23 protein-coding genes and 1 tRNA gene are annotated in these 26,428 nt (G+C 49.2%); 2 read left to right on the plus strand and 22 right to left on the minus strand.

The genetic code is table 11. From position 1 onward, the window contains the following. Positions 1-204: 204 nt before the first annotated feature. The 4 genes from Q0274_RS05430 to Q0274_RS05445 form a co-directional block, all read right to left on the minus strand. Positions 205-654: a type II secretion system protein gene (locus tag Q0274_RS05430; RefSeq protein WP_298028245.1), complete on the minus strand. Its 450-nt coding sequence runs from the start codon at positions 652-654 to the stop codon at positions 205-207. A 276-nt stretch (positions 655-930) separates the two neighbouring features. Further along, complete coding sequence (locus Q0274_RS05435) at positions 931-2,103, minus strand: carbon-nitrogen hydrolase (protein ID WP_298028246.1); 1,173 nt, start codon at positions 2,101-2,103, stop codon at positions 931-933. Positions 2,104-2,123: 20 nt separating this feature from the next. After that, positions 2,124-3,116: an agmatine deiminase family protein gene (locus Q0274_RS05440; RefSeq protein ID WP_298028247.1), complete on the minus strand. Its 993-nt coding sequence runs from the start codon at positions 3,114-3,116 to the stop codon at positions 2,124-2,126. A gap of 64 nt (positions 3,117-3,180) precedes the next feature. Next, positions 3,181-3,257, minus strand: a tRNA-Arg gene (locus Q0274_RS05445). A gap of 383 nt (positions 3,258-3,640) precedes the next feature. Between Q0274_RS05445 and Q0274_RS05450 the strand changes: the two genes are divergently transcribed. Both Q0274_RS05450 and Q0274_RS05455 read left to right on the plus strand, forming a co-directional pair. Next, a complete protein-coding gene (locus Q0274_RS05450; RefSeq protein ID WP_298028248.1) occupies positions 3,641-4,264 on the plus strand; it encodes a hypothetical protein in 624 nt (207 codons plus the stop codon). Between the two features lie 65 nt (positions 4,265-4,329). Continuing rightward, positions 4,330-4,761, plus strand: a complete 432-nt coding sequence (locus tag Q0274_RS05455) for a hypothetical protein (RefSeq protein ID WP_298028249.1) — start codon at positions 4,330-4,332, stop codon at positions 4,759-4,761. Positions 4,762-5,328: 567 nt separating this feature from the next. Here Q0274_RS05455 and msrB read toward each other — a convergent pair. From msrB to Q0274_RS05545, 18 genes are all read right to left on the minus strand, one after another. Beyond that, the gene (gene msrB, locus Q0274_RS05460; protein WP_298028250.1) at positions 5,329-6,396 is read right to left on the minus strand and encodes a peptide-methionine (R)-S-oxide reductase MsrB; all 1,068 of its coding nucleotides are present in this window, start codon (positions 6,394-6,396) and stop codon (positions 5,329-5,331) included. 1,467 nt (positions 6,397-7,863) lie between these two features. Then, positions 7,864-9,402 carry a bifunctional phosphoribosylaminoimidazolecarboxamide formyltransferase/IMP cyclohydrolase gene (gene purH, locus Q0274_RS05465; protein ID WP_298028251.1) on the minus strand — a complete coding sequence of 513 codons (1,539 nt, stop codon included), beginning with the start codon at positions 9,400-9,402 and terminating at the stop codon, positions 7,864-7,866. 16 nt (positions 9,403-9,418) lie between these two features. Beyond that, positions 9,419-10,009, minus strand: coding sequence for a hypothetical protein (locus Q0274_RS05470; RefSeq protein WP_298028252.1), 591 nt, complete (start codon positions 10,007-10,009; stop codon positions 9,419-9,421). Positions 10,010-10,404: 395 nt separating this feature from the next. Then, complete coding sequence (locus tag Q0274_RS05475; protein WP_298028253.1) at positions 10,405-11,010, minus strand: hypothetical protein; 606 nt, start codon at positions 11,008-11,010, stop codon at positions 10,405-10,407. A 359-nt stretch (positions 11,011-11,369) separates the two neighbouring features. Further along, entirely contained in the window at positions 11,370-12,401 is a 1,032-nt protein-coding gene (locus tag Q0274_RS05480) for a hypothetical protein (protein WP_297894394.1), read from the minus strand. Positions 12,402-12,427: 26 nt separating this feature from the next. Then, on the minus strand, positions 12,428-13,051 hold the full coding sequence (locus tag Q0274_RS05485) for a hypothetical protein (RefSeq protein ID WP_298028254.1): 624 nt from the start codon (positions 13,049-13,051) through the stop codon (positions 12,428-12,430). A 14-nt stretch (positions 13,052-13,065) separates the two neighbouring features. Further along, a complete protein-coding gene (locus Q0274_RS05490; protein WP_298028255.1) occupies positions 13,066-13,677 on the minus strand; it encodes a hypothetical protein in 612 nt (203 codons plus the stop codon). Positions 13,678-13,785: 108 nt separating this feature from the next. Then, positions 13,786-14,790, minus strand: a complete 1,005-nt coding sequence (locus tag Q0274_RS05495; RefSeq protein WP_298028256.1) for a DnaJ domain-containing protein — start codon at positions 14,788-14,790, stop codon at positions 13,786-13,788. A 3-nt stretch (positions 14,791-14,793) separates the two neighbouring features. Next, positions 14,794-16,989 (minus strand): phosphoribosylformylglycinamidine synthase subunit PurL, encoded by a 2,196-nt coding sequence (gene purL, locus Q0274_RS05500; protein WP_298028257.1) that lies wholly within the window; start codon positions 16,987-16,989, stop codon positions 14,794-14,796. 64 nt (positions 16,990-17,053) lie between these two features. Further along, entirely contained in the window at positions 17,054-17,809 is a 756-nt protein-coding gene (locus Q0274_RS05505; protein ID WP_298028258.1) for a glycosyltransferase family 2 protein, read from the minus strand. Then, a complete protein-coding gene (locus Q0274_RS05510; protein WP_298028259.1) occupies positions 17,806-18,597 on the minus strand; it encodes a polysaccharide deacetylase family protein in 792 nt (263 codons plus the stop codon). The genes Q0274_RS05505 and Q0274_RS05510 overlap by 4 nt, the downstream gene beginning before the upstream one ends. After that, entirely contained in the window at positions 18,594-19,835 is a 1,242-nt protein-coding gene (locus Q0274_RS05515; protein WP_298028260.1) for a glycosyltransferase, read from the minus strand. The genes Q0274_RS05510 and Q0274_RS05515 overlap by 4 nt, the downstream gene beginning before the upstream one ends. After that, positions 19,823-21,055: a glycosyltransferase gene (locus Q0274_RS05520; RefSeq protein WP_298028261.1), complete on the minus strand. Its 1,233-nt coding sequence runs from the start codon at positions 21,053-21,055 to the stop codon at positions 19,823-19,825. The genes Q0274_RS05515 and Q0274_RS05520 overlap by 13 nt, the downstream gene beginning before the upstream one ends. Beyond that, positions 21,052-21,864 carry a polysaccharide deacetylase family protein gene (locus Q0274_RS05525; protein WP_298028262.1) on the minus strand — a complete coding sequence of 271 codons (813 nt, stop codon included), beginning with the start codon at positions 21,862-21,864 and terminating at the stop codon, positions 21,052-21,054. Before Q0274_RS05525 ends, Q0274_RS05520 begins: the two co-directional genes overlap by 4 nt. Then, positions 21,861-23,045 carry an O-antigen ligase family protein gene (locus Q0274_RS05530; protein ID WP_298028263.1) on the minus strand — a complete coding sequence of 395 codons (1,185 nt, stop codon included), beginning with the start codon at positions 23,043-23,045 and terminating at the stop codon, positions 21,861-21,863. The genes Q0274_RS05525 and Q0274_RS05530 overlap by 4 nt, the downstream gene beginning before the upstream one ends. Further along, on the minus strand, positions 23,042-24,118 hold the full coding sequence (locus Q0274_RS05535) for a glycosyltransferase family 4 protein (protein WP_298028264.1): 1,077 nt from the start codon (positions 24,116-24,118) through the stop codon (positions 23,042-23,044). Before Q0274_RS05535 ends, Q0274_RS05530 begins: the two co-directional genes overlap by 4 nt. Next, positions 24,115-25,551, minus strand: coding sequence for an ELM1/GtrOC1 family putative glycosyltransferase (locus tag Q0274_RS05540; RefSeq protein ID WP_298028265.1), 1,437 nt, complete (start codon positions 25,549-25,551; stop codon positions 24,115-24,117). Before Q0274_RS05540 ends, Q0274_RS05535 begins: the two co-directional genes overlap by 4 nt. After that, entirely contained in the window at positions 25,521-26,402 is an 882-nt protein-coding gene (locus Q0274_RS05545; protein ID WP_298028266.1) for a lysophospholipid acyltransferase family protein, read from the minus strand. Before Q0274_RS05545 ends, Q0274_RS05540 begins: the two co-directional genes overlap by 31 nt. Positions 26,403-26,428 lie beyond the last annotated feature (26 nt).

The following is a 26,428-nucleotide window of genomic DNA, read 5'->3' on the forward strand; positions in this document are numbered from 1 at the left end:
TTATAAGTCAAGTCTAATAACAATAAAACGTTAATATTTATTTTGCAAAATTATCTAAACAATCATATGTTAGATAGAATTATACACAACCCAAAATAGTTATTAAAATTTTTAAAAATTATAAAAAAATAGATTATTAAATTTACAAATAAAAAAGCCCTAGCCGAAGCTAGGGCAGAATAATAAGATTATCAAGATAATCTATTATTCGTATTGAACGCCTTGACCGCCGAATTTATAAGTATTTGCAGTTTTATTTCCATTAGTACTTCGGATAGTTGCTGCAACTTGCGATACGCCAGGCATAGCCCATACTCGTGCACATAGTGTACCAGCAGTATCAATTACACTCATAGTAGCTTCACCTAGATTATTATCATAACCCGTAACTTCTAAGCAAGTCTGATTTTTTACTCTAATAGGATTTGGTACATTGGTCATACTAACAGTAGCAGCTGCAGCAGTACCTGCGAATCTTCCTTGAGATGTATAGTAAGAACCTAGATCAGTTATAAGTGTCTGGACATTTGTAGCTGCCTTAGAAACCTCAGCATCATCACGAGTAGCTGCAAGTCTTGGAATAGCAACAGCTGCCAAAATACCTAAAATAACGATAACGAAGATCAACTCAATCATAGTAAAACCTTTTTTCATGGTTTACTCCTTAAATAAAATTCATCCCGCATACCTATATGCGAAACTTGGCGGAATTATAGAGAAAAATTTAAAAATTGTCAATAGTTTTTAGCAAATTTTTTACAATTTATTTACAAAGTCCGATTTTACGGGCATTGTAAAATCAAAATTTTAAATCCATTTGTCTATTAATGTATTGTAGTGGCGCCTCTGCACATTGATACCATAAAAATCATTTGCTTTGATTCTCGTGCATCACGCGATAAACCATATGTTTATTCGAGATACAGGATGCTACAGCCCGTATCTCTTCGTAAGAATTCCATACTCTCCCACGCGTCTATCGCGCAAAAACGGCCACCAGCGGCGCACGTTTTCGCATCTTTGCATATCGATGGTTACGACTTCGCATAGCTCGTCGGTGCTGTTTGCGCGAAACAACTGCTCGCCCTGCGCGCCAAAAACAAAGCTATTGCCCCAAAATCTAATCCCTTCTTCGCTGACAAGCTGATCTACGCGCTGTTTATTCGGCAGCACCTCTAAAGTTTCGCCGTTAAATTTGATCTCTATCGAAATTTTTAAATTCTCTCGCGCCGCCTCATCCTTCGCGGGCAAAATTTCGCCGCCGATCGCCATTTTACCGTTATCCGTTAGCGCCACGTTATTAAAAGATAGAATTCCGCTCTCGTTTAAAATTTTACTCTCGCCGCTCGCATCCGCGGAGCGCGAAATTTTATCGCGCACATTCAAATTTGCTTCGCTCCCGGATAAAATTTCATCCGGCGAGACTTCGCTAAGCGCGGCGCTCTCAAAGCCCACGCGATTTACGGCGATTACGGGCAGAGAGTTTGCCACCGCATGCCCGCGCTGTACCGCGACCCAGGCCTCTAGCTGGCGCGCCTTTTCGTCCTCGCCGTCGCCGTCGAACCACCCGATCGCAGTCGGATATATGAGTAGCTCGGCACCGTGTAGCGCCATCGCGCGCGCCGCCTCGGGATACCACTGATCCCAGCACACGAGCACGCCGAGCCGTCCCACGCTCGTATCTATGGGCTCAAAGCCCAGATCGCCCGGCGTGAAATAAAATTTTTCGTAAAACTGCGGATCGTCGGGGATATGCATCTTGCGGTACCGCCCCGCGATAGAGCCGTCGCGCTCGAAGACTACGGCGATGTTGTGATACAACCCTGCGGCGCGGCGCTCGAAAAGCGAGCTTACCAGCACGACGCCAAATCTCTTCGCTACCTCGCTCCACAGCCGCAAATCGCGCTCGAAATCCTGCGCATAGTCGAAATTTTCGGTATTTTCGCGCTGGCAAAAATAATGCGTCTGATGAAGCTCTTGCAAAACGATTAGCCGCGCACCCTTCGCCGCCGCGCGCGCGATGAGCTCGATACTACGCGCTATCGTGCGCGCTTTAGTGCCTTCAAATTTATGCGAAATCAGCCCAACTTTTAAAATTTTCATATTTTTCCTTCGATCTAAATTTAAAGCCTGAATTTATTCATGCACGAACAGTGCAGCGAGCCGTTTTGACGGATGAAAACGCGCGCGTTTACTCCCACTATTTCGCGATCCGCACACGCCGCACGCAGACGCGACAGCGCCAACTCGTCCGCCGCGCGGTTTGGATCGTGCGGATCTGCGGGGTCTGCGTAGGTAGGCACGATGAGCGCGCCGTTTAAAAAGACGAAATTTGCATACGTCGCGGGCAGCCTGCGCCCCTGATAAAAGATCGCGCGCGGAATCGACAGTTCGATCACGTCGTATCCGAGCGATGAAATTTCATCTTTCATCGCGCTAAGCTCCGCATAGTGCAGATCGCTCGGATCGTCGCACGAGCTTATCGCCACAACGCGCGGGTTTAGAAAACGCGCGAGAGTATCGACGTGGCTGTCGGTATCGTCGCCTTTTATGAAGCCGCGTCCCAGCCAGATTATCTTTTTTAGCCCGAAAATTTCACGCAGCCGCGCGTCCAGCTCCGCCTTGCTTAGAGAGTTGCGATTTTCGTTTAGCAAACACGCGCTAGTAGTTAGCATCGTGCCCGCGCCGTCAAAATCGACGCTGCCGCCTTCTAAGATCAGATCCACGTCTCTCAGCGGACGGGCGCTCGCGGCGTAAAGCTTAGAATTTAACGCGTCGTCCTTGGCGCTTGCAAACTTGCCGCCCCAGGCGTTGAAACGAAAATTTAGCCCCGTGATTTTACCGCCCTCCTCTACGTCGATCGCGCCGTAATCGCGGATCCACGTATCGTCGGTATCGATTTGCACGAAGCTCGCGTTTGCTAAGCCGCTGCAAATTTGCTCAAAATCCTCGCGGTTCGGCGCGATCGCGACGACAGGCTCAAACCTCGCTGCAGCGGCGATAAAGTCGCGATAAGCCGCCCGTATCTCGCCTAAATACGGCGCCCAGTCGGTGAGCGCGTGCGGCAAAGACACCAAAAGCGCCTCTTGCTCTTCCCATTCGGCGAATGCTCTCATTTTTGCTCCAAGATTAAAATTTCACGGATTATAGCGAAGCTCGGTTTAAAAAGATATTTGTAGATGGTGCGCCCGGAGGAATTCGAATCCCCGACCTTTTGAACCGCAATCAAATGCTCTATCCAGCTGAGCTACGAGCGCACGAATAAAAAGAAAACGGGATTATAGCGTTTTTAGCTTAAATTTAGCCAAAAAGGCGGTTTAAATTTCGACATGCGATAAATTTTAGCTTCGCATTTTTGTGTTTGCCCAATCGCGACGCCCAGTTTTTCGTTTAAATTCCAACGTGCAAGAATTTTAGCCTACTCAAATTTACCTTGTGTCGCGGTATCGTGCCGAAATTTAACTAAGGATTCTGCTCGCATCTTGGAATTTAAAATTTATCTTACTTAAAATTCCGCAAGTCAAATTTAAAATATCCTAAAAATTTTACAACTTTGCAGCCCAAATCCCACGCAAAATAAATAAAATTTGTCGCTTTTTAGGTATCATAAGCGAATAATAAAATGAACGAAGGAGAAAAAATGAAGCAAGTATTTTTGGCGTTTGTGCTGTGGCTCGGTTTTAGCGGGGCTGCTTTTGCGATGCAAGATACGGAGCCAAACGAGGCACAAGGGCAAAATTCGGCGGAAGTTAAAATTTTAAGCGATAAGTTTTTTAAGCTGTCCGCAAAAGAATACGCGAATGCAGTCGGTCGCTGCCTACCTTCCCATATCTATGACTATTGCGATAAAATTTATTCATTGGAAATTTCACGACTTATAAAGGAGTGCGGTTTCGGCGATGGAAAATATAGCGCTTGTCAAAATTTATTAAATATTGCGGATAGGAGTTGCTTTGAAAAGGATCAAATTGAAAATTCCTTGGCGTGCGGTTTATCCAGTGAAATTCTATTTAGAACAAATAGACCGTCAATTGGATTAAAACGATTAATAAGAGCTTGCGAAGTGGGCAAAATAGAAGATTTTTGCTTACTTTGTGCAGGAGCTCATTTTTACTATGATTTAGACATAGAAGAGGTAATAAAATATATGACGATGACGCGAGATTTGGCGTATGATAAAGAACATTTCAATAAAATCATCAAAAAATTGCAAGATTGCAAGGCCGACAAAGAGTGCAATCCCGCGAAATTAGAATTTCAATAGGCAAACGGCGAGAGCAAATACGGCGGGCTAAATTTCTAAATTTAAAAAGCAAAGGAAAGATTGCTATGGCGGATAAGCTGATCGACATCGGGCTCATTTTGTTTTTCGGTGGCTTTGGCTTTGTATGTTATATAAACGGCGTATGCGGGATCGGCAAAGACCATATGCAGCGCAATAAAATAGACTTTGTGCGCTGGATGTTTAATCCAAAGCACATCTTGCGATCCAATACGCCGTTTGATTCGAACGAGCCGCTAGAATTAAAATTTAAAGAGCCCAAAAGCAAGCACATAATCTACAATTTCTTCGAGCTCATCATCCACTATGCGATAATCGCGCCGTTTTTAGTGATCTGCGGGGATTTTTCTATTTTGCGCGGGGCTCGTCATCAAAATTTTATCCTAAATTTAAAATTTGCGACGCGGATGCAGAGCGGGCATTGCATAGACGCCGTTTTCGTTACAGAATTTCAAATTTTACGCCGCATCTCTTGCTAAGCATGCACCGCTTCCGCGTCTTAAAAAATAAAATTTCAAAATTTTATCTCCAAATTCACGACTTGCGAATTTTATGCCGTAATTTCCGTTTCTATCGGGGCGGGAGGGGGCCCTAATTGCGAGGTCGCTCCCCTTCCCGCCTCAAACCTCACCTAACCTCCGACGACGCTAGCGGAGCGGACTGCGTCCGCACATTTTTATTTAGCGGCTCGCGCCGCATGAAATTCCGTATCGATAAATTTTTAAAATTCCACTACCGCTAAATTTTATCGTATTTGGAATTTTAAAATTCCATCCGTAGCCGTCAAATCGATCGATGAAATGGCCGTAAGCTAGCTATTGATATGATTGTAAAATAAACCGACTAGCCGCCGAATTTATCGATAGGGAGCCGTATAAAACCGACCGATCGTCAAAAGCAGTGGCCGCAGACTAGAGGAGAGCGCGCCCGAGTTACAAAACGACTGACCGCCGAACCGATATACCGCCGACCGATCGGCAGCCGAGCCGTATAAAACTAACCGACTGACCGCCGAACCGATCGCCGAGCCAAAGCCCTAGCCCACATTATTCTACGTAAATTTTATAATCCCCGTAGCCGCGCGCATCCATCTCCTCAAGCGGTATAAATTCCAAGCTAGCGCCGTTGATGCAGTATCTCATACCGCCTTTATCCCTCGGTCCGTCCTCAAAGACGTGTCCTAAATGGCTGCCTCCTACGCGACTGGAGATCTCGATGCGTTGCATACCGTGGCTATCGTCTCGCGCATAGGCGATCGCATCGGTCGTTATCGGCTTTGAAAAGCTCGGCCAACCGGTGCCGGAGTTATATTTATCAGTAGAGGAAAAGAGCGGCTTTTTCGACACGATGTCGACGTAGATGCCCTTTTTATAATTCTTGTCGTATTCGCTAGAAAACGGCTGCTCGGTATCTTTTTCCTGCGTGACGCTGTATTGCAGGTCGCTCAGAGTTCTTTTAAGCTCCTCTTTGCTCTGCGCTTTGAAGGCTTTGTCATCGTAAAGCGGCTTTTTGGCTAGGCGCAGATCGATATGGCAGTAGCCGCCCGGGTTCTTATCTAGATAGTCTTGGTGGTAATCCTCCGCCTTGACGTAGTTTTTAAGCGGCATAACCTCGACCGCTATCTTTTCATCATATTTGCTCTGCTTAAAGGCTACGAATTTACGCGCCGTCTCGCCGCTCGCTTCATCGGTATAGTAGATGCCCGTGCGGTATTGGCGACCGCGGTCGTTACCTTGCTTGTCGATCGAGAACGGATCGATGATGCGGAAATAATGCGCCAAAATTTCAGGCTCGCTGATGACGTTGGCGTCGTATTTTAAGTGTAGCGTCTCGGCATGATCGCTGCTATGTAAGCCCTCGTAGCTTGCTTTATCGCTCTTGCCGTTGGCGTAGCCTACCTGCGTCGCGACTATGCCGTCGAGCTGTTTGTAATACGCCTCCATGCCCCAGAAGCAGCCGCCTGCTAGATAAATTTCTTTTACGTTTGCGTTCACGCCGCCTCCTTTAACTTTAAAATTTGCGTCCGCCGAGCTACCGCCGCCTGCGGCATTGAGCGCGACTAAATAACCCGCCGCCAAAACAAAGAGGCAGATTAAAACTTTAGAAATTTTCATTTTGATCCTTTCGTTTTGAATTTTGCGCAATTTTACAATCTCTAAATGAAGCGAGAGTGAAAGAGAGAAATTTTATCGCTTACGGCGGATCGCTACTCAAATTTTATCGCCGCAGGATCGGGGCTTTTGGCTCGCCGTCGCCGCAGAATTAGAATTTTATCGTTGCGGCGGCGCAAGATCAAAATTTTATCTTATCCTCGAGGCGCGCTGCAGCATCGGAATTTTACCTCCTCGTAAGCGGTTAAAATTCTATCGCTAGAACGAAGGCAAAAATTTTACCGCCGCCGCCAAGATTAAAATTTTACCGCTTCAGCAGGGGGCTGATTTCGCTAGCGCGGCAAGCGGTTGGATTTGATCGCCGCGACAAGAATTAAAATTTTGCTACCGCTGCAGGGTTAGAATTTCATCGCCCTCACGCTACGATGAAATTTGTCCCTTTTACGAGCGAGACCCTTGCGCCGTCCATTCGCCTGCGCTACGGCTCACGTGAAATTTATCCATTCATCGCAGCTTACGTGGGGATTTTAGAGATTTCGATACGCCCTATTGCGGCGCGAAATTTTATTGTCGCGCCTCGCGGCTAGATTTTGCTACCGTCGTGGAGATCAAAATTTTACCGCCGCGTAACCGTGGCTTGAGCCTAATTTAGCGCCTTTGCGAGTTTTACGACGCGGCCGAATTCTACCGCAGGCGCCGTTTTGCGAGGGCACGGACTGCTCGCGGGACGGAAGCTTTGCGCTGCGCCCGCTACTCTACTACGCGATTAAATTTTATCTACGCACCGCTTAGGTTGCGGCACGGCACTTATCCACCGCGCGGCTAAATTTTCTACGCGCCGCTTAGGTTGCGGTACGGCGTCCATCCGCTTGTCGCGCGATTAAAATTTATCTATACGGCGCACCGATCGCGACGAGGCGCCGCCTTAAAAATTTATACTCCGCTCCGTATCTGCTGCGAAACGGCGCCGAAATTTCAACGCAAAATAAGCGCCATGAAATTTTCGCGCCGCAAGATAAAATTTGTGCGCCGCTATACGACGGCGAGGCGCGAACCCATCCGCTGCGTGCGCGATTAAATTTAAAATTTTCGCGCCGCGGCCGCTAGATAAAATTTCGCGACCATTCAGGAGCGGCGAATGATTAAATTTAGATTACGCCGCACCGACACAAAGCGGTATGTCGCGCAGCTAAACCCGCGCCGTGCAGTAGTATAACGAAGCGCGAACAGTCAGATTCGCACTGCCTCCACCACGTAGCGGAGCGCAGCCATTTACATCGCACACGGCTTCGTAGCGAAGGCAACCGGGTCCGCACCGCATTGGCGCGCAACAAAGCACCATTGATCAGTACCGTGCCCTCTACAAAACGAGCAATGAGATCCGCTCCGGCGCGGTTTTCAAGATTCGCAACGGCATAAAAAGTTACGAAGCCAGCACAATAAATCCGCCTCACTGCAGGCGAGCAAAATTTAGTGCAAAAAGTGGCGCACCCCCGTAAAATACATCGCCATACCAAACTCGTCGGCGCTTGCGATCACCTCATCGTCGCGGATGCTGCCGCCTGGCTGCACTACCGCCGCGACGCCCGCGGCATGGGCGATCTCGATGCTGTCTTTAAACGGGAAAAACGCCTCGCTGGCAAGCGCGCAGCCGCGCAGATCGACGCCCACGTCGCGAGCCTTCGCCACTGCCGCGCGTGCGGCGTCCACGCGGCTCGTCATACCCATGCCGATCGCGACCATCGCGCGATTTTTGACGTAAACCACGCAGTTGCTCTTCGTAAGTGCGGCGATCTGCCACGCAATTTTTAGGTCATCAAGCTCGCTCTCGCTAGCCGCGCGCTTGGTGACGCAGCGGGCGTTTGCGACCTCGTCCGCGCCAACGTAGTCGCGCTGCTGATATACGAAGCCGCCGTCAATGAATTTAAAATCATACTTGTCGTTTTCGCGAATTAAAAACTCTCCGCCCTGCTCGAAAATTTTGATGCGCTTTTTCTTTTCAAATACCGCAAGCGCCGCGGGCGTAACGCGAGCAGCTAGGATAACTTCGACAAAAATTTCATTGATTTTATGCGCTAGCTCCTCGTCCAAAACGCCGTTTATCGCCACGACGCCGCCGTATGCGCTTACGGGGTCGCATTTTAGCGCCTCTACGTAGCTTTCAAGCAGGCTTCCCTTCACGGCAAAGCCACATGGATTGGCGTGCTTGCAGATCGCTACCGCAGGCGCCTCCCCAAAGCTGCTAGCGAGCATCAGCGCGCCGTGCATATCGGTCATATTATTAAAGCTCGCCTCGCCCTTTAGGCTTTTAAAATGGTTGCTAAAAAAGTCTTCGAACTCGTACAGTGCGCCCTTTTGGTGCGGATTTTCGCCGTAGCGAGTATCAAAAACCTTGCTGCCCGTGATAAATTTTTTCGCGCCGAAGCCGCCGTTAAAGCGCTCGTTCATATAGTTTGCGATCATCGCGTCGTAAGCTGCGGTGTGTTCGTAAGCTTTTATCATTAAATTTTGCCTAAATTTCAGCTTCTCGCTCTCGTCCGCGCTGCTTAAATTTTGCAAAACCGCGTCGTAATCAAGCGGGCTAGTAACGACATAGACGCTAGCAAAATTCTTAGCCGCGCTTCGAACCATCGCGGGGCCGCCGATGTCGATGTTTTCGATGATCTGGGAAAAATCGTCGGTGCGGGCTACGGTCGCTTTAAAAGGATATAAATTTACGCACACGAGATCGATGCCGCCGATGTCGTGTTGCTCGGCTTGGCTTACGTGATTTGCGTCGTTTCTCTTATATAAAATTCCGCCGTGGATCTTTGGATGCAGGGTCTTAACCCGCCCCTCAAACATCTCGGGCGAGCCCGAGTACTCGCTAACCTCGAGCACCGCGACGCCATTTTCGCGCAAAAGCTTAAACGTGCCGCCCGTACTTAAAATTTCAAATCCGAGCTGCTCAAGCCCTTTGGCAAACTCTACGACGCCCTCTTTATCGCTGACGCTGATTAACGCTCTCATCTTTTCTCCTTTTAATTTATTCGCATAGTTTTTTAAAAATCAGCTCGCGCATGTCGTTTGCGTTAAGCTGAAAATACAAAATCGCCTCGCGGCGAGCCTTTTGATACTCGCGCCTCATCTTTTCATCCGCCGCGCCGAGCTTTGCGTCTTTAAATTTCGCCATGCGCGCCGAACTCAGCTCTTTTAGCCTCTCGCCGCCCGCAGAGATACCGCCGCTATAATTAAACCACTCTTTGCTTTGAAAAATATTAAATAAAATTTGAAAATCTACGAAATTTCCCTTATTGTACTCGGCGCAGACCCCGTTTTTGTGGCTTACAGCGTAGATCGCGCCGTATCTGCGCTCGAAAAAATATAGTTTTATGAGCTTTGCATTTTTGTCTAAATTTGCGCCGCTACCGCCTAAAATCGCAAGCTTCGCATCGCCTCGCGTTTCGTAAGGGCCTAAAATCGCGCCGTTTTCGTAGAGATTTTCGCCGTAAAAAGCGTATTTCGTATCCCCAAGCTCGCTTGAAAGAACGTAGGTTTTATCGGTTTCGGGCGAGTTTTTGCTCGCGCAGCCGAGCAGCGACAGAGCCAAAAACAGAGACGAGATAAAAAATTTCATCGCAAAAACCCTTTAAATTCTAAAATTTTGCCAAATTTATGAAGCGGAAATCGGCAAAGCGAAATTTATTAAATTTACCACATTTACCGCGCGCAAATTTTAATTTTGCTTCTCAAATGCCGCCGCTTTGCTTGCACGGACACAAATTTTAAAATTCTGCGCCGCTTGCAGAGGCTAAATTTAAAAGCCACGACGCAAAACGTAAATTTAAACCGCAGCGCAAATTTAGCCGCAAGGAGCTGTGCGAATCGGCTAAATTTAAAATTTCGCACAGGAACAGCCAACGTTTTACCATTTTCAAGAAGTGCGAATCGGCTAAATTTAAAATTTCGCAGCGCAGCTTTTATCGCTAAGCCGGGTTGCACTTGCTTTTGCCGCTTTTTAAAATTTTAAATTTATTTGCACATCCTATTTTCCAGCTCATCCATAAGCGCAGCCACGTCATCGCCCACGAGCTCCATTAGCGCCGTTTGTCGCTGCTTCTCGCTCATATTTTTTGCAAGCGCGGGGCTTAGATATTCATATTTTTCATCGCTGCTTAGTGTGCGCGAGTTCGAAATATAGACCTTGGCGCTATAGGAGCTGACGAACGCCGCGCCGTCGTAAACGCTTCGATAAATCGTAATATCCACCAAATAGCCCGATCTGTAAGCCTCGCAAATGCCGCCCTCGTGGTAAAGCTTCACCACCTTCACGCCGCTTCTTGGATCGAAAAGATATTTGTTGTAGCTCTTTAAATTTTTACTTTTAACCGCGCTATCGTCGGTATAGACGTAGGAGCCGCCCTGCCCGTCGGTCGCGACGCCGAACTCCGCCTCGCCTATCTTTTCATATTTTCCCAGCAGCTTGCCATTTTCATACACCTGATCCGCGCGCACCTCATAGACCTTCGTTTGGTTGCCGTCGAAAATTTTCAAAGCGTCGCCGCTCCCGGCCTTTGAAGGCGTAGCGAAGCAGCCCACAAGCAAAAACCCAGAAAAGATTAAAATCAAATTTTTCATTTTTCCCCTTTTAAAATTTTAAGGCGCGCGGCACTTCACGCACGCCGCAAAATCGGTAAAATTTAAAGCGCATCAAGCGAGCCGTAATCTAAACGCACAAGCGCGATAAATTTAAATTATGCGCGGTAAATTCCGCATCGTACGCCGCAAATTTAAAGGCGCCGAGCTAAATTTAAAGCCGCGGACATGCCGCCGAATCGATTAAATTTAAAACTGCGCCGTTTGATAAACAAGCGCGTCGCGTTCGCAGAAAACCGCTCGCGCCGCCTGTTTAAATTTATGCGCTCGTTTAAATTTTACGCGCCGCTTTAAATTTTACAAGCCGCAAATTTAAAGCGGCACGAGACCCAAAAACCGCACTAAATATAATAGATGCTGTTTTTGATATTTTTGCCGTCGAGTTCGTTTTTGCGCCACGAGCTCTCGTCGTTTAGCACGATCCAGCGCTTCTCCTCCTCGCGGTAAAACCAATCCTTGTCGATCTGATAGTAGATCTGACATCCCAAAATTTCGATGATATTGGCGATGTTGTTGTCGTGGTAGTTGTTCTCGTCGAAGTCGGTGAAGGTGCGCTGCCCCATCTCGGCGTAGAGCTCGTTTAAAATTTGAAGCATCTCGCTTAGGCGCGTATCCATCTTCTCGACCTGAAGCCCAAGCTCGTTAGCCTCTCTGAATAAGATCGGATAGTCGTGCGACGGATAGCCGCTGTTTAGCTTGTCGCTGATAAAGGCGATCTTTTGCTCATCTTCGAAGTGGTAGCGCAGAATTTCGCGGCAAATTTTAAGCGACAGGCTGCTTGCGCGATCGACGGCGCCGAAAACGAGCGGATGGATATATTTGTAAAGCTCCTTGTACGGGTTCTCGTCGTTCGGGCGCTCGTTATTTTTCCAAAGCTTCACCACGCGGCTTAGCTCGTCCATCGAGACGTTGGCTTGATCGTTTGTGTTTGTAACTGGCGAAAGCTCGTGGCGCAGCGAGGTATCGACCGACGTTAGGTATCCTAACGGCCCCATTAAAATTTTATTTGCCCCAAGCGCCATCATCGTAGCCGCCGAAGCGCAGTTTGCAGGCACTAGCGCGATCAGCTCGTCGCAGTGATTACGCAGGATCGAGACGATCTTAAGCGATGCTATGCCGCTGCCGCCGTCAGATTTGATGTAAAGGTAAAGCTTTTCGAAATGCTTGCCCTTTAGGTGGTCGTTGATACTGATTGCGTCGTTGCCGCAGACGCTGCCCGCGCCCGAATTGAAGTAGGTAAGCAGTGGCGCGCCCAGATATTTCTCGATATTGGTGATCACCTCTTGCGTTTGCTTCATCAAGATCGGCGGTTGCTTCGCCGCCTTTTTGGCGCCCTGCTTCTGCGGCTCTTCGTCTTTGGATAAAAATCCCATGGTTTTCCTTTCGTGTTGGTTTGGTTTTAAAATTTTAACTTACAAATATCGCGCAATCTATCTTGGTGCCACTCGATGCTCTCTTTAACCGTATTGCCTAGAGCCGTATGCGGGCTTTGCAAAAACGCCCTACTATTTTTTAGACTTGAGCTCACGTATTCATAGCGTGAGATCACGTTTGCGCTGGAGCTTTGCGACACCGAAGCCGAAAACGAGTATGAATAAAGCGGCGCGGAGGAAGCGTAGCCGCTAAAGTGCTCTGTCAGGTTTACGAATTTGCCCTCCGCAAATGCCTTGCAAATGCCGCCGCTTGCGGAATACTCGGCGATTCGTAGCTCTTTATTGGGCGTAAAAACGTAGATCGTAAATTTATTTAGAGCTCTTTGCAAAATTTGATCCTTAGCTGTGCCGACTCCTCTTTCGTCCGTAAATAGATAGAGATTGGAGCCCTCCTCTTCATATCTTCCTAAGATTGCGTCATCTTTTAAAAGCACGCCGCCTGAAATTTTATACTCGGTGACGGTCTGCCCGTCGTAGCTCATCATCACGGAATTTTCCGGATGCAGCTCGGCTTGTGAATACTTTACCTTCATACAACCCGCAAGCAGCGCGACCGCCGCAAGCAGCGCTAAAATTTTAATTTTATCCATAGCTCCCCCGAAGTTTATCTGCAAAAATCGTCTAAGATCATGGTTTTAAGACCGTCGATCGTCTTTTTGAAAAATCCAGCCACAGCCAACTCCTCCGCGATATATTTCGTATCTTTGCGATCGATCGCTTTTTCAAAATTCATATTTTTATATGCACTCAACGTTTTTGAACTCATATTTTGCACCGAGCTCTCGCTTTTTGAAATTTTGCCGTCCGCATAAAGCCAATCGCCGTCTTTGAACATATTTGAAGTATAGTCGAAATTTACATATCTGCCTGCGTTATAGACGCTGCAAATCCCATCTTTGTGCCAAATGCTAAATACCATAGCCCTTTCATCATTAAAAAGATAAAATTTCATCCGCTTAGCATTCAGCGCGGACTTGTAATTATTGCCGTAAGACTTGCCCGCCTCGTCGAGCACAAGCATCCTAAACTCGCCTCTATCCATAGAATAGGAGCCTAAATTTCTGCCGTTTTCGTACAGATCCTCGCCCGCAAATTTATAGATCACGGTTTTGTTGCCGTCGTAAAATTTAAACTCCTTATCGCTCTTAGCCGGACGCAATATCGCGCATCCTCCAAGCAGTGCCGCCAAAACGGCAAAAATTATAAAATTTTTCATTTATTGCTCCTTAAATTCTAATCTTTCGCCGCACCTTGCCGCCGTCTCGCCATCCTATTTTAAAATTTCAAGACGCTCTGCGCCCTCAAATTTTAAAATTTGCTCGCCCTACTTCTCGCCGAAGCGCTCTTTTAAAATTTTATACGCCTCGTTGATCTCCTGAAGCTTCTTCGTGCCCTCCTGGATGATCTCCTCGTCCGCGCCCTTGCCCATCAGGATGTCGGGATGGTATTTTTTCACGAGTTCGCGATATTTTTTCTTGATCTCGTTAAACGTAGCATCCTTGGAGAGCCCCAAAATTTCATACGGATCTCTTTTGCTTTTGGCGGAGCCTTGCGAGCCGCCCGAATAGCCGCCGCCCGAACCGGAATACCCGCCGTATGAACCGCTAGAATATCCACCGCCGTAACCGCTCGAACTTTGCGAGCCTCCGTAGCCCGAACCCGCCGTGCCGCCATATCCGTAGCCGGTGCCGCCGCCGTAACTATTGCTTCCGTAGCCGCCCGTGCTTCTGCCGCCGTATTTGTCCCAATACCCACCGCTTCTTGTGCTATAGCCGTCGTATTCGTCGTAAGCGGAGCTGCTTTGCGCGCCGCCATTTTCGTAATATGTGCCGTAAAAGCTGCGCTCAAAGGTCGCGAAAATCTGGCTTTGGATATGCTCCGCAATGCCCAACCCGTCGCAGATCTGCGAGATCGTGCGCCGCTCTGCCGCGCTAAAACCGCGATCGACGTAGGCTAGATTTAAAAAGAAATAGATTAGCCCCGTTTTGCGGCTCGGGCTCGGGCGATAGGTTTGGTTATATTTTTCGGCGAGCTCGCGCACGTTTGCGAGGTTTTCTTTCTCGAGCTTATAAACGAGCTTCAGCGCCTCGCGTTCGCGTTCGCCGGCGCCCATTTGGCGCACCAAATCGTCTAAAATTTCGCTTATCATCGCGGCTTCGGCCTCGCTTACGTGCCCGTCGCTTTTGGCGACCTTGGCCAGAAGCGCTACCAAAATTTTAGCCTCTGCTAGCTGCATTTTCACCTTGCCGCGATAGCCCGAGTTGCCGAGAGCCCCGCCGATCTGCGCGAAAATATACAGCGCGATTAAAAGAAATATGAGGCTAAGCACGCGTTAATCTTCGCTCTTTATGATCTTGGCAAACTCGCCAAAGTAAATTTCTTTTAGCGCCTTTAGATTTTTACGGACGGAATTTATGCGAAACGTTTCGCCGCCGCTGACGCCTAGTCGCATCAAGCTTAGCCCGTATTTTGCGGCCAGCTCTTTAAATTTCGCCTCGTCGCGGACGCCGAAAATCGCGCGCGAAAAGCTCTCGTCGAAAATATCTCTGCTATCGTCGCAGCTCATCTCAAACTCGCCGCCGATGCCGCCCACGCACGCCATTTTAGCTAGCGTAATCGCCACGCCGCCGATTCCTACGGAGTTTGCAAATTCCAAAATCCCGCTCTTGCCGGCTTCTATCGCGAAGTCCCACAGAGCGCGCTCTGCTTTTAAGCTTAACTCAGGCAGGCTACCTGCGACGCGATTTTCTACCGCTTTCATATAAAGCGAGCCCGCAAAAACGCCCTTCGTATCACCCGTCAGATAGACGCTCACGCCGCTAGCGCAAAAATCGCTAGGGATGATCTCGCCCTCGTTCGTGCCCACGCATACGATCGCGGGAGTGGGCTGGATGCTAACGCCGCCCGTTTCGTTATATAGGCTTACGTTGCCGCTTACGACGGGGGTATTTAGCGCGGCGCAAGCTTGCTTGATCCCCTCGCAGCCCTGCGCGAACTGCCACATAACCTCTGGATTTTGCGGATTGCCGTAGTTTAGGCAGTCGGTGATGGCTAGAGGCGTCGCGCCGCTCATCGCGACCTTTCGCCCCGCCGATGCTACCGCGAGCGCCGCGCCTATGCGAGGATGGACGTAATTCATCCGCGTGTTGCAGTCCGCAGCCATCGCGAGCTTTACGCCGTTTTGCTTAACGCGCATCACCGCAGCGCCCAGCATGCCGGGACGCTTGGCGGAGTTTAGCCCTACGTTGGCGTCGTATTGATCGTAGATGTAGGATTTATTTAGCACTTCGGGGTCCTCAAAAATTTTATCAAACGCCGCGTCCAACTCGCGCTCGCTTGCGCCGCAGCCGCATAAATTTTGCTGAGCGATCTGCGCCATATATGCAGGCTCTTTTATCGGGCGATCCAGCACGGGTGCGGCTTCGCTAAGCGGCTCGATCGGGATAACGCCCGCTAGCTCGCCGTGCCAAAAAAGCTCCATCTTGCCGCTATCCGTTACCTCGCCGATTACGGCGGCGTCAAGATCCCATTTGGCAAAAATTTCTTTGATTTTCTCCTCGCAGCCCTTTTTGACGCAGATCAGCATGCGCTCCTGGCTCTCGCTTAACATCAGCTCATACGGGCTCATCCCCTCCTCGCGCATCGGTACGCGGTCTAAGTTTAATCTCATGCCGCTGCCGCTGCGCCCAGCCATCTCAAAGCTGCTTGAAGTAAGCCCCGCGGCACCCATATCCTGGATACCCACGACGTAGTCGGTTTTAAAAAGCTCCAAGCACGCCTCCATCAGCAGCTTTTCGGCGAACGGATCGCCCACCTGCACGGTCGGGCGCAGGGATTTGTTTGCGTCATTAAAGCTATCGCTCGCCATCACGGCTCCTCCGAGCCCGTCGCGACCCGTCTTAGAGCCCACGTAGATCACGCTGTTACCCACGCCTTCGGCCCTGCCGTAGAAAATTTCATCCTTTTTAACAATACCCAAAGCAAAAGCATTAACTAAAATGTTGCCGTCAAAGCTAGCGTCGAACGTCGTCTCGCCGCCTATCGTAGGGATCCCCATGCAGTTGCCGTAGTGAGCGATACCTGCGACTGCTCCTTTTAGCAGATAGCGCTGTTTTCGCGCATTCTCGCTTCTTCCTAGCACCTCGCCGAAGCGAAGCGAGTTCATATTGGCTTCGACGCGCGCGCCCATCGTAAAGATATCACGCAGTATCCCGCCCACGCCGGTCGCAGCCCCCTGAAAAGGCTCTATGAAGCTAGGGTGGTTGTGGCTTTCCATCTTAAAAACCGCAGCCATGCCGCCGCCGATGTCGATGACGCCTGCGTTTTCGCCTGGACCCTGGATGACCCAAGGCGCCTTGGTCGGAAAGTCGCTTAAGTATTTTTTGCTCGATTTGTAGCTGCAGTGCTCGCTCCACATCGCGCTAAAAATCCCAAGCTCGAGCAGATTCGGCTCGCGACCTAAAATTTTTAAAATTTTTTCATATTCTTCGTCTGAAATTTTATGTGCCGCTACTACTTTTTTGTCCATTTTTTCGCCCTTTTCGCCGTTAAATTTAGGCCCGTATGATAGCTAAAATTTTCTATCATTTCGATTAATCTTCGCCCTTTTTAAGATACTTCTCGTAAAGTTTCGCCTCTTTTAAAAACGCGTAAAATGCGTTAATGTTTGCCGTGATAAATCCCTTGCGCCCGTCAAAAAGCGATCTGCGCAAAATGTATGATTTAAAAAACGCAAACGGATAGATCAGCAAAAGCTTCGCAAGGCTCGGCTTCTTGCCCTTCTCAAAATCCCCCTGTGCGCGCAGCGTGGAGTAGTTGTTGTTTTTCATAACGAGCTCGGCGATCGGCTTTTCGCTAAAGTGATTAATGCAGAATTTGCTCTTTTTCACCGCGCCCTTTACGATCGAAATTTGCGCGTGCACCCCCATATTTTTATACTCGCCGCACTCCTTGCGAAAGAAGCGGATGTGAGTGTTTTTGCGCACGAGATCGGAGCATCTGCGCCCGAGCGAGTATTCATGAAATTTAATATCCAGCGCCGAGTAATCGCTCTGGCTCATAAACTCCTCTATCTCGCCTTTTAGTTCAAAGCTCACCTCCTCGTCGCCGTCGAGATTGAGCACCCATTCGTTGCTACATAGCGAAAATGCGTAGTTTTTCTGCACCCCCTCGCCCTGCCAATCGTGATGGTAAATTTTATCGGTAAATTTACGCGCGATTTGCAGCGTGGCATCGGTGCTGCCGCTATCGACGATTATGATCTCGGCAAAATCCGCCACGCTACGCAGCATACGCTCGATGTGGCGCTCCTCATTCATCACTATCGCATAAACGGACGCTTTAATCATAGTTTGTTCCTTATCCTCGTAAATTTCAGCCAAAAATCAAAAAACCCTTCCGTGCCCAAAATGCCGATACGCTTTACGGCGTATTTGTCGTCGCCCGCCTCGTAAAGTCCGCGCTTGACGACCACCGCGCCTTTAAAATTTGATCTAGCGATATTTAAAATTTCGTCGTTAAATTTACCGTACGGGTAGGCAAACACCTCGCACGGCCGCCCGCAAATACGTGCTACGCGAGCCTTGGATTCGATGATCTCATCTGCGGCGAGCTGCGGATCGCTCGCATAGGTAAGGTCTAAATTTACGTGGTGCATCGTATGCGCACCGAACTCAACTAGCCCGCTTGCCTGCATTTTTAAAATTTGCTCCTCGCTCAGCATCCGCGCAAGATGAGCGGTGTTGGCGCGCTCCCAGTCGTTTTGCACGGCGTCCGGCACCAAAAATATGCTCGCTTTGAAATCGTATTTTTTCAAAATTTCAAAAGCGCTAGTAAAATTATTTTCAAACCCGTCGTCGAATGTGATGCAAACCGCCTTTTTAGGCAGCCGCTCTAGCGCGATAAGCTCGCTAAGCTTAAAGCTCTTAAAGCCGTTTTTCGCAAGCCACGCGATCTGTCTTTCAAAATCGGCAGGCTTCAGCCGCCATTTGTCGAATTTATCGCCCTTATGCTCCTCTACGCTATGATACATCAGCACCCGCGCCTTATGCCAGCCCTGCGGGATCCGCCACCAGTTATACCGCAGCGAAACGCCCACCGCGGCGGCAAAGATCAGAAAAGCCGCAAAATAAATCATCTGAATTTCTCTCCATTTTTATAGACGAACTCGCGCCATTCATAATCCTCGCTGTAAAAATCACTCCGCTCGTTTTTATCTTTTCCGTTTAGAGCACCGAAGAACTTTTTGTCGCCGTCCGCACTGCTGCATTTCTCATCGCAAATTTTATCGCTCGCATCTTTTCGCGAACTGCCGCATTCCTCGCCGCTTGCTTTACCGCAGCTGCCGCCATCCATGTTTTTTAGATCCGTGCCGAAGCTCTCTTCAAAGATCGTCTCAAGCATAAATTTTGCCACTCGGGCGGCATTTGCGATCTTTAGCGTCTTGGCTCTGCCGCGCCGCGCGATACGCGCGTATTCGCCGCTAGAAAGAAGGTGTTTGATCTTTGAAAAGCAATCCGCAGGATCATCAAAATAAACTATCTCCGAGCCATCCTCGTAAAGCCGTTCAAACCCCGCGATCTTGGGACTAAAAGTGCAGACGCCGCATCCTAAAAACTGCGCCATGCGGTCGCTCGCGCCGAGCAATTTACGAGCGTGCGCGCACTCAAGCTCGTCGTCGCGATTAAAATTTATCGCAATCTTCGCAGCCGCGATCTCGCGATGAAATTTATCGCCGAATACGGCAGGCGCGCCGAGGCTCGCAAAAATTTTAAGCCCAAGCCCTTCTTTTTCGCAAAAATCGCGCAGCAAAAGCGCAAATTTATACCTCACGTCCTCTTGATAATCGCGCGCTATGTAGATCACATCAGTCGTTTTAGCGGCGTCTAGGCGTCTATCAAACGCCGCGTCGGAGATGTTTGGAAAAAAAGCGAATTTCGCACCGTATCTTGCAGAAAGATCACGCAGCTTCAGCGCATTCGCCCAAAAAAACACGTCGATGAAGCTTAATTTTTCGAAAAATTCCCGTTTTTCTTGCAGATGATCGACGTACCAAATCGCGATTTTGATCTTAGGAAGCGCCGATTTTATCGTCCGCAGCGCGCTAAGACCGATCTTTTCGCCTTTACCGATTAGAAGCAGATCGGCGCCGATGTTTTCGCAGATACGCACGAGTTTGGCGTTCATTTTAGCTAACCCGCTATTTTTCAGCCCGCAAAAGCGCAGGCTCCGTTCCCAATCGCGGTAGCTGAAATCATAGACGAAGTGCCCGCCGCGAACGAGGCCGTGGCTAATCTTGCGCTCCATGCCGTAGAAAAAACTGCCGTCGTCGTATTCGTTAAAAATGCCGCAATGCACGATCTTTAGGCTTTGCATAACAGCTCCTCGTAGTAATTTTTAAGCGAGCTAATATAATTTTGCAGCGTCAAAGTTTGCTTGAACTTGGCGTGTTTTTGCGCAAAAACCCTGGCGTATTTGCCGTAAGTGCGGTAAATTTCATCGATTTTGACGCCTAGATCCGCCGCCTCGCACAAAAACTCCTCGCTTAAAATTTCCGAAATTCCACCCACGCGGGTAGAGATCAGCACGGGCGAATAAAAAATACCTTCGATCAAAATCACCGGAAAGCCCTCCTTGCGCGAGCTGATGACGTGCAGGTGTGACGCGGCAAGAGCTGCCGCAACGTCGTCGCAAAAGCCGCATAGCCGCACGCGGTCCTGCAATTTTAGCGAATCGATTAAATTTTGCAAATTTTGCCTCTCGCCGCCCTGCCCGTAAATTTTAAGCTCGAAATCAAATTTCAGCTCGCTTACGGCGCGGATCAAAAGATCAAAACCCTTGATCTTATCGAGCCTACCGACCGCGACGATGCTAAATTTAAAATTTTCCGCCGCCGCGTTTGCGCCCTGTTGCGATACGAATACGCTGCCAGTTTTATTTTGCGATGCGTCCGCATCGAAAGCCCTATCTTGCGACACGTGCGCCTCGCTAGGCGTATCTTGCGACGCAAATGCAACGCCGGTCATATTTTGCGATGCACCCACAACGCCGGTCGAGTCGCCGCGCGCACCCTTTGTTTCCTTGGACGCCATGTTTGCGGCGCCCTCCGTGTCCTTGCAGAGCGCGCAAATTTCACGATTTGCAAACTCCCGCCGCGGCTCTATGCCGAAATATATCACCTTCGTAGCGTGATTTATCGTGGTCGCGACCTTGCGCGAGGCTGCGATGACGTTTTGCACGCGATCGAAAACGGGCGCTTTGCGGTCGTTGTGCTTGGTCGCGACAAGCTTAAGATTTAAAAATTTTTCAATTACAAAGCCAATCTGCGCGGCTTTGGCGCCGTGCGAATGTAAAATTTCAAATCCGCCCGAGCGTAAAAACCGATAAATTTCAGCGAACAAAAACGGATTGTAGCGTTTGTCGCGGCTTTTGTACTGATAAATTTGCACGCGCGCATCCAGGCGCTGTAAAAACTCGCATCGCGCGGGCACGATTAGCGCCGCCTGCTCGCTTTTGCAAAGCTCATTTAGCGAGTCGATCACGATCTTTTCGACGCCGCCGTAAAATCTGGAGCAGCAAAGATAGGCGATTTTCATCTATTTCTGCCCTTCTTCATCTTCAAAATAAAGCTAAAAAGCCCCTGCCTGCCGCTAACCATGATGCGCGGAATTTCAAAATTTGAGTAGTGTGGGCGCAACACGTCGTTTTGCGTCGTAACGGCACAGCTAAAGCCCGTCTCGCGCGCGCAGCGGACGCTAATCTCGTCGTAAAAGCCGAACGGATAGGCAAAGGCGCTGCAAGGGATGTCAAATTTCGCCTCTATTTCGCGCTTTGATTCGCTCATCTGGCGCAGCTGCTCTGCCGCGTCCAAGCTAGGCAAGTTTGCGTGATCGAGCGTATGCGAGCCGATCTCGATGAGCCCGCTTTGCAAAAGCTCGCGGACCTCCTCATCGCTTAGCATCTCCTCGCGATTTAGCTCGTCGCTTGATTTTTTCAGATCCTTATCGGTCGCCCAATCCCCGTCAAAGCGCCGGTTCACGATGAAAATCGTCGCCTTAAAGCCGTATTTTTGAAGTATCGGCAGAGCGCCCGTGAGATTATCACGGTATCCGTCGTCGAAAGTAATACAAACCGCCTTTGCGGGCTTTTTATCCAAGCTTGTAAGCTCGCTTAGCGTGTAGCTCGTAAAGCCGTTTCGCTTCAGCCACGCAAGCTGTTTTTCAAACGCGGCAGGGGTCACGCGCAGGCGGTTAAATTTAGAGGCGCGCTTCGGCAGATGCTCGCGGATCATATGATACATCAGCACGCGCGGATACTCGTAAGGCAGATCCTTCGCCCACCACGCAAAGCGCAGGCTAAACCACGCAAAAAGCGCCGCAAAAGCCAAAACCGCCGCGTAGATCATCGCTCGATCCTCATGCGATAAGCCAAAAAGCTTAGTATCGTAGCCAGACTTAGCGCTTCTTTCGATAGATACGCGCCGTGATCGAACTGACAATCTATCAAAAGATATATCATAAGCGTAAGAACCCCAAACTGCCTGCTTTGAACGCACTCTTTAAAAACGCTAAATAGGATCGCGCCGTAAAATATGAGGCCCAGCGCGCCGCTATAAAGTAAAATTTCTAAAAATAGATTGTGCGGCGCGTTATATTCAGGATGCTCAAGGACCGGGGAGCCCGGCAAATTTATATATGAGCCCAGCCCGTAGCCCAAGATAGGCTTTTCTTGCGCCATCTCTAAAATATAGCTCCAAATCACGGTTCTACCCGAGGAGTCGCCGCTAAATAGCGCTGCTAGTCTTTGCTCAAACGACGGCGAAAGCACAAGCAAAACGGCAAAAATCGCGATGAAACCTATCGTGAAAAGCAGGTATTTTTTGTTTAGGCTCTTTAAATTTAGCGCGCCGTAAAACGCGAGCGCGCAGAACGCGCCGACCCACGCCGCTCTGGAAAATGAAAAGATCATAAAAAATGCAAACAAAAATAGAGCCGCAAATTTAAGCGATAAAGGCCGCCGTATCGCCACCGCGCTAAGGCAGAGCCCAAAGCCCATAAAAAGCCCTAAAATATTGCGGTTCGAAAGCGCTCCGCTAAGACCTCCGCGAACAGAGTCACTTGAAAAGACGATTGCGTCGCTGCTACTTGCAAACTGATAGATCACGCTCACCGATAAAATTCCAAGCCCCACGAACAAAAAGGCAAAAACGGCGTTTTGATCAAAAAATTTAAGCTTATAAAAATAGCAAAGCGCCAAAAATATCGTGCCGTATCGAAGGATGAAAAATAGCGTGCTCTGCCATGCTTTTTTTGAGATAACAGCCTCGTTTAGGATGTTTGAGATCGCTAGCGTCGCGACGACGAAGATGAAGCAGATCGCGATAAATCGCGTTTTTTTAAAAATTTCGCTTAGAATTGCGTAATTTTTAAAATACAATAGATGCGCCAAAAAGAATAAATTTAGCGCCGCAAAGGAGATCTGATAGACCGCGTTTTTGAAAAACAGCGACGCGCACCAAAGAAGCAGCAGCGTTAAAAATGTGATCCTCCAGCCGCTAGGCGCGTTTTCGTAAAAAAATTTTTTCATATTAACCTCTCATAAACCTTTATCGTTTTTTCTACCATCTGCTCTAGGCTGAAGTTTTGCGAAACGTAGCCGTAGCCGTCAAATTTCAGCTCGCGTGCGGGGGCAAACAGGCCTGCCAGCGCCTGCGCGTCGCCTACGTCAAAAAAATAACCGTTTTCGCCCTCTTTGATAATATCGAGCGCGCCGCCGTGACGGGTCGCGATCACCGGGCAATTTAACGCGATCGCCTCAGCCATTGAGCGCCCGAAACTCTCGGGCTTACTCGAAGCGCTTACTGTGACCGATGAGAGCGAGTAAATCTCGGCTACCTTGCTCTGCGAACCCGTAAAAATTACGCGCTCGCCCAGGCCAAGCTCCTCTACGAGCGATTTTAGCTCGGAAAAATACTCGTCGCGATCCGCTCTTACGCCGCCTACGATCAAAATTTTAAGCTTTTGTTCGCTCGCCAAAGCCGCGGCGCGAATCAGGGTTTTGTAATCTTTAATCTGCGTGATGCGCCCAATACTTGAGACGACGAAATCATCCTGCGCGAGGTTAAAATTCTGTCTAAATTCCGCGATGAAGCGCTCGTCTAAATTTTTGGGATTAAATTTTTCTAGATCGATGCCGCGCGGAATGATCGTGATCTTGGCCGCATCCGCGCCGTAGCTTCGCACCACGTGATCGCGCGCATAGCCGCTAGGGCAGATAATCGCGTCCGCATCCGTCATGATTTTGCTGTAGAAATTTACGGAATTTATCCCATGCACGGTGCTTACGATCTTTGCTTTGGGGCGAGCAAATTTAACCAGCCACGCCGGCACGCGGGAGCGGACATGCACGATATCAGGAGCGATCCTGCTTAAAATTTTACGCAGCTTTAAAACGCGCGCCGCAACGCTTAGGATATTTTTAGAGCAAACGTCGAGCTGTACGTGCACGCCGCCATCTTTTTCTATCTTTGGCGCCAATTTGCCGCCGTTACTGATAACGAAATTTTCGATGCCGCGCCGCGCAAACTCCCTATTTAGCTCGACTACGCCGCGCTCGACGCCGCCTTCGTTAAGCTCGGGCAGGATTTGCACGACCCTCATATTTTTATCTCCCTCACAAACGCCTTAAGATCGTACTTCGCAGTCTTTTTCAGCTTCGCGCCCTCGCTATATCGCCTAGCATGCCCAGTAGAAACGAGAGCGCTTATAAAATCGTCAAATTTATTATGAGCGACTTTGCGCTTTAGGCTCAAAATAGCCACGCTTGCACTCCCGTTAGATGCAGCCTCGCTTATCATCGAGACGCTGTCCTCGCTGATAAAGACCCACTCGCACTGCGCCAAAAAATCGCCGATCGGATTTACGGGCTCACGGCCGTAAATCACGCTGTAATCCCAGCCAAGCTTTTCTAGCGCGCCCTCGGTAGCCCGCGGCGTGCGCGGAGAGGTCGTTAGCGCAAACTCGCAGTCCGCAAACTGCGCTCTTATGCCCTCGATCTGCTTTAAAATTTCATCCCCCATCTCAAAGCAGGAATTCGGCCCGCCGATGATAAATCCTACCGCCTTGCGCTGCGGCCGGTACAGCCCCTGCGGGCGCGAAAAGCTAAGCGAGACTGGCGAAATTTTAAGATTTGCGCGCGGCTTTGGGCGATCGTGCGCGCCTGCGATGATGACGCTAAAATCCTTGCGGTAGCCCTTCGGATACATTAGCGCTATACTCGGCTTAGCGTATCTGCGCGCGTAAAATTTTAGCGCGTAATAGGTCGTAGAGCCCGCGCCTACGAACAGATCGAAATCTGCGAAATTTAAATTGCGATCTGCCGAGGCGTCTAAATTTCTGCCATTCGGCGCGGCATCTAAATTTGCACTATCTGACGCGACGGAGCTGTTTAGAGCGGAACTATTTAAATTCGATCCATTTTTGCAGTCCGCCGCCGTGCCGCCCCCACTGAGGTCACACTTAAAAATTTTGAAATAAAGCCCGAAAAAATCAAGCGCGTAGGAGCAAAGCTTAAGAAGCTTGTTAGCGTAAGCGATCTTGCAAATGCAAAACTCAAGACCTCTTAGCTCGCAAAATGCGATGCTTTGGTTCTCGTGCCCCTTGCGACCGTCGCTTAAGATGAGTGCTTTTCGATACGGATTTTTAGCGGTGGGCGGATTTGCAGCGGAGCTTTCGCTATTAAAATTTAGCGATCCTGTGCTTGCGTGCCACGCGCAATCTGAGGCGTCGGATCTTAAATTTTTACCTCTAAAATTTTCGCGCCGCAAAGCGCAAGAGGGGCTGCCGCAAACCGATATGAAATTTTTGAGGTCTAAATTTTTGCCTGCTCGCGCGACGACAGCGATCGCTACAAAATTTTCGCGATTTAAAATTTTACCTTCTCGCGCGACGGCGCCTAAATTCACGACGCTTTGCTCTTTTGCAAAGAGGCGCGAGCTCTGCGGCGCGGATAAATTCCTCGTGACGCTGTTTCTGCTCTCGCCTCTTAGAATTTGCCGCGCCATCAGTCCATCTTCCATCGTTTGTGTATCCAAAACCACTGCTGCGGCGCGGTTCGCACAACCTCTTCGAAAATGTCGTTGCACTTTTGCGTGATAAACAGCTCGGCTTTGTCCTTATTTAGCCCCTCAGGTAGCGGCGGGAAATCCTTGATCACGATCTCATAGCGATTATCCGCGCCGCGCCGCGCAAAGATAGGGATCAGCACGGGGCGAAATTTCAAATAAAGCGACGCGATGGTCTTCGTGGTGTAGCACTGCCGTCCAAAAAAGGTCGTAATCAGGCTGTTTTTAGGGCCCGGCTTTTGATCGGGCAGAATGCCTACGTTGCGCCCCTGCTTTAGCGCCTGCACGAGCCTGCGCATCGCATCGTCCTTGTAAATGAGGTCGTTGCCGTAGCGCTCACGAAACGGCGCCACTAGCCGCTCTTCGATCAACTCATTATCGCTGCGACGCCCGACTACCGAGACGGGAAAGCCGTTGGCGCCGAAAAAATTGGCTAAAATTTCCCAATTTCCAAAATGCGCTGTAAAAAATAAAATCCCGTGCGGATTATCACCTTTTAGCTTTCGGACGCGCTCTAGCGCCTGCTCGCCGTTTGAAATCAGATCATCAAATTTTAGTCTGCCATTGTAAAATAAAAGCGTATCGGTAAGCGTCCTAGCGATACTGCGAAAATTCTCGATCGCAAGAGCGTGAAGCTCACTTTCGCTTTTTTGCGGATAGGCGGCGCGAAGGTTATCCTGCGCGACTTTAACGCGCCTGCTAAGCTTCCACGATGCAAAAAGTGCGAGCTTGTCGAAAAATGCGAATATGAAGCTTTTCGGCGCGAATTTTGCAAATTTTATCAGACCCAGCGCCAAAAAATATTGGATTTTTTCCTTCATAAAGACCTCGTTTTAAATGCGAGATT

The sequence above is a fragment of the uncultured Campylobacter sp. genome (genome assembly GCF_937973075.1).
Lineage (GTDB): Bacteria > Campylobacterota > Campylobacteria > Campylobacterales > Campylobacteraceae > Campylobacter_B.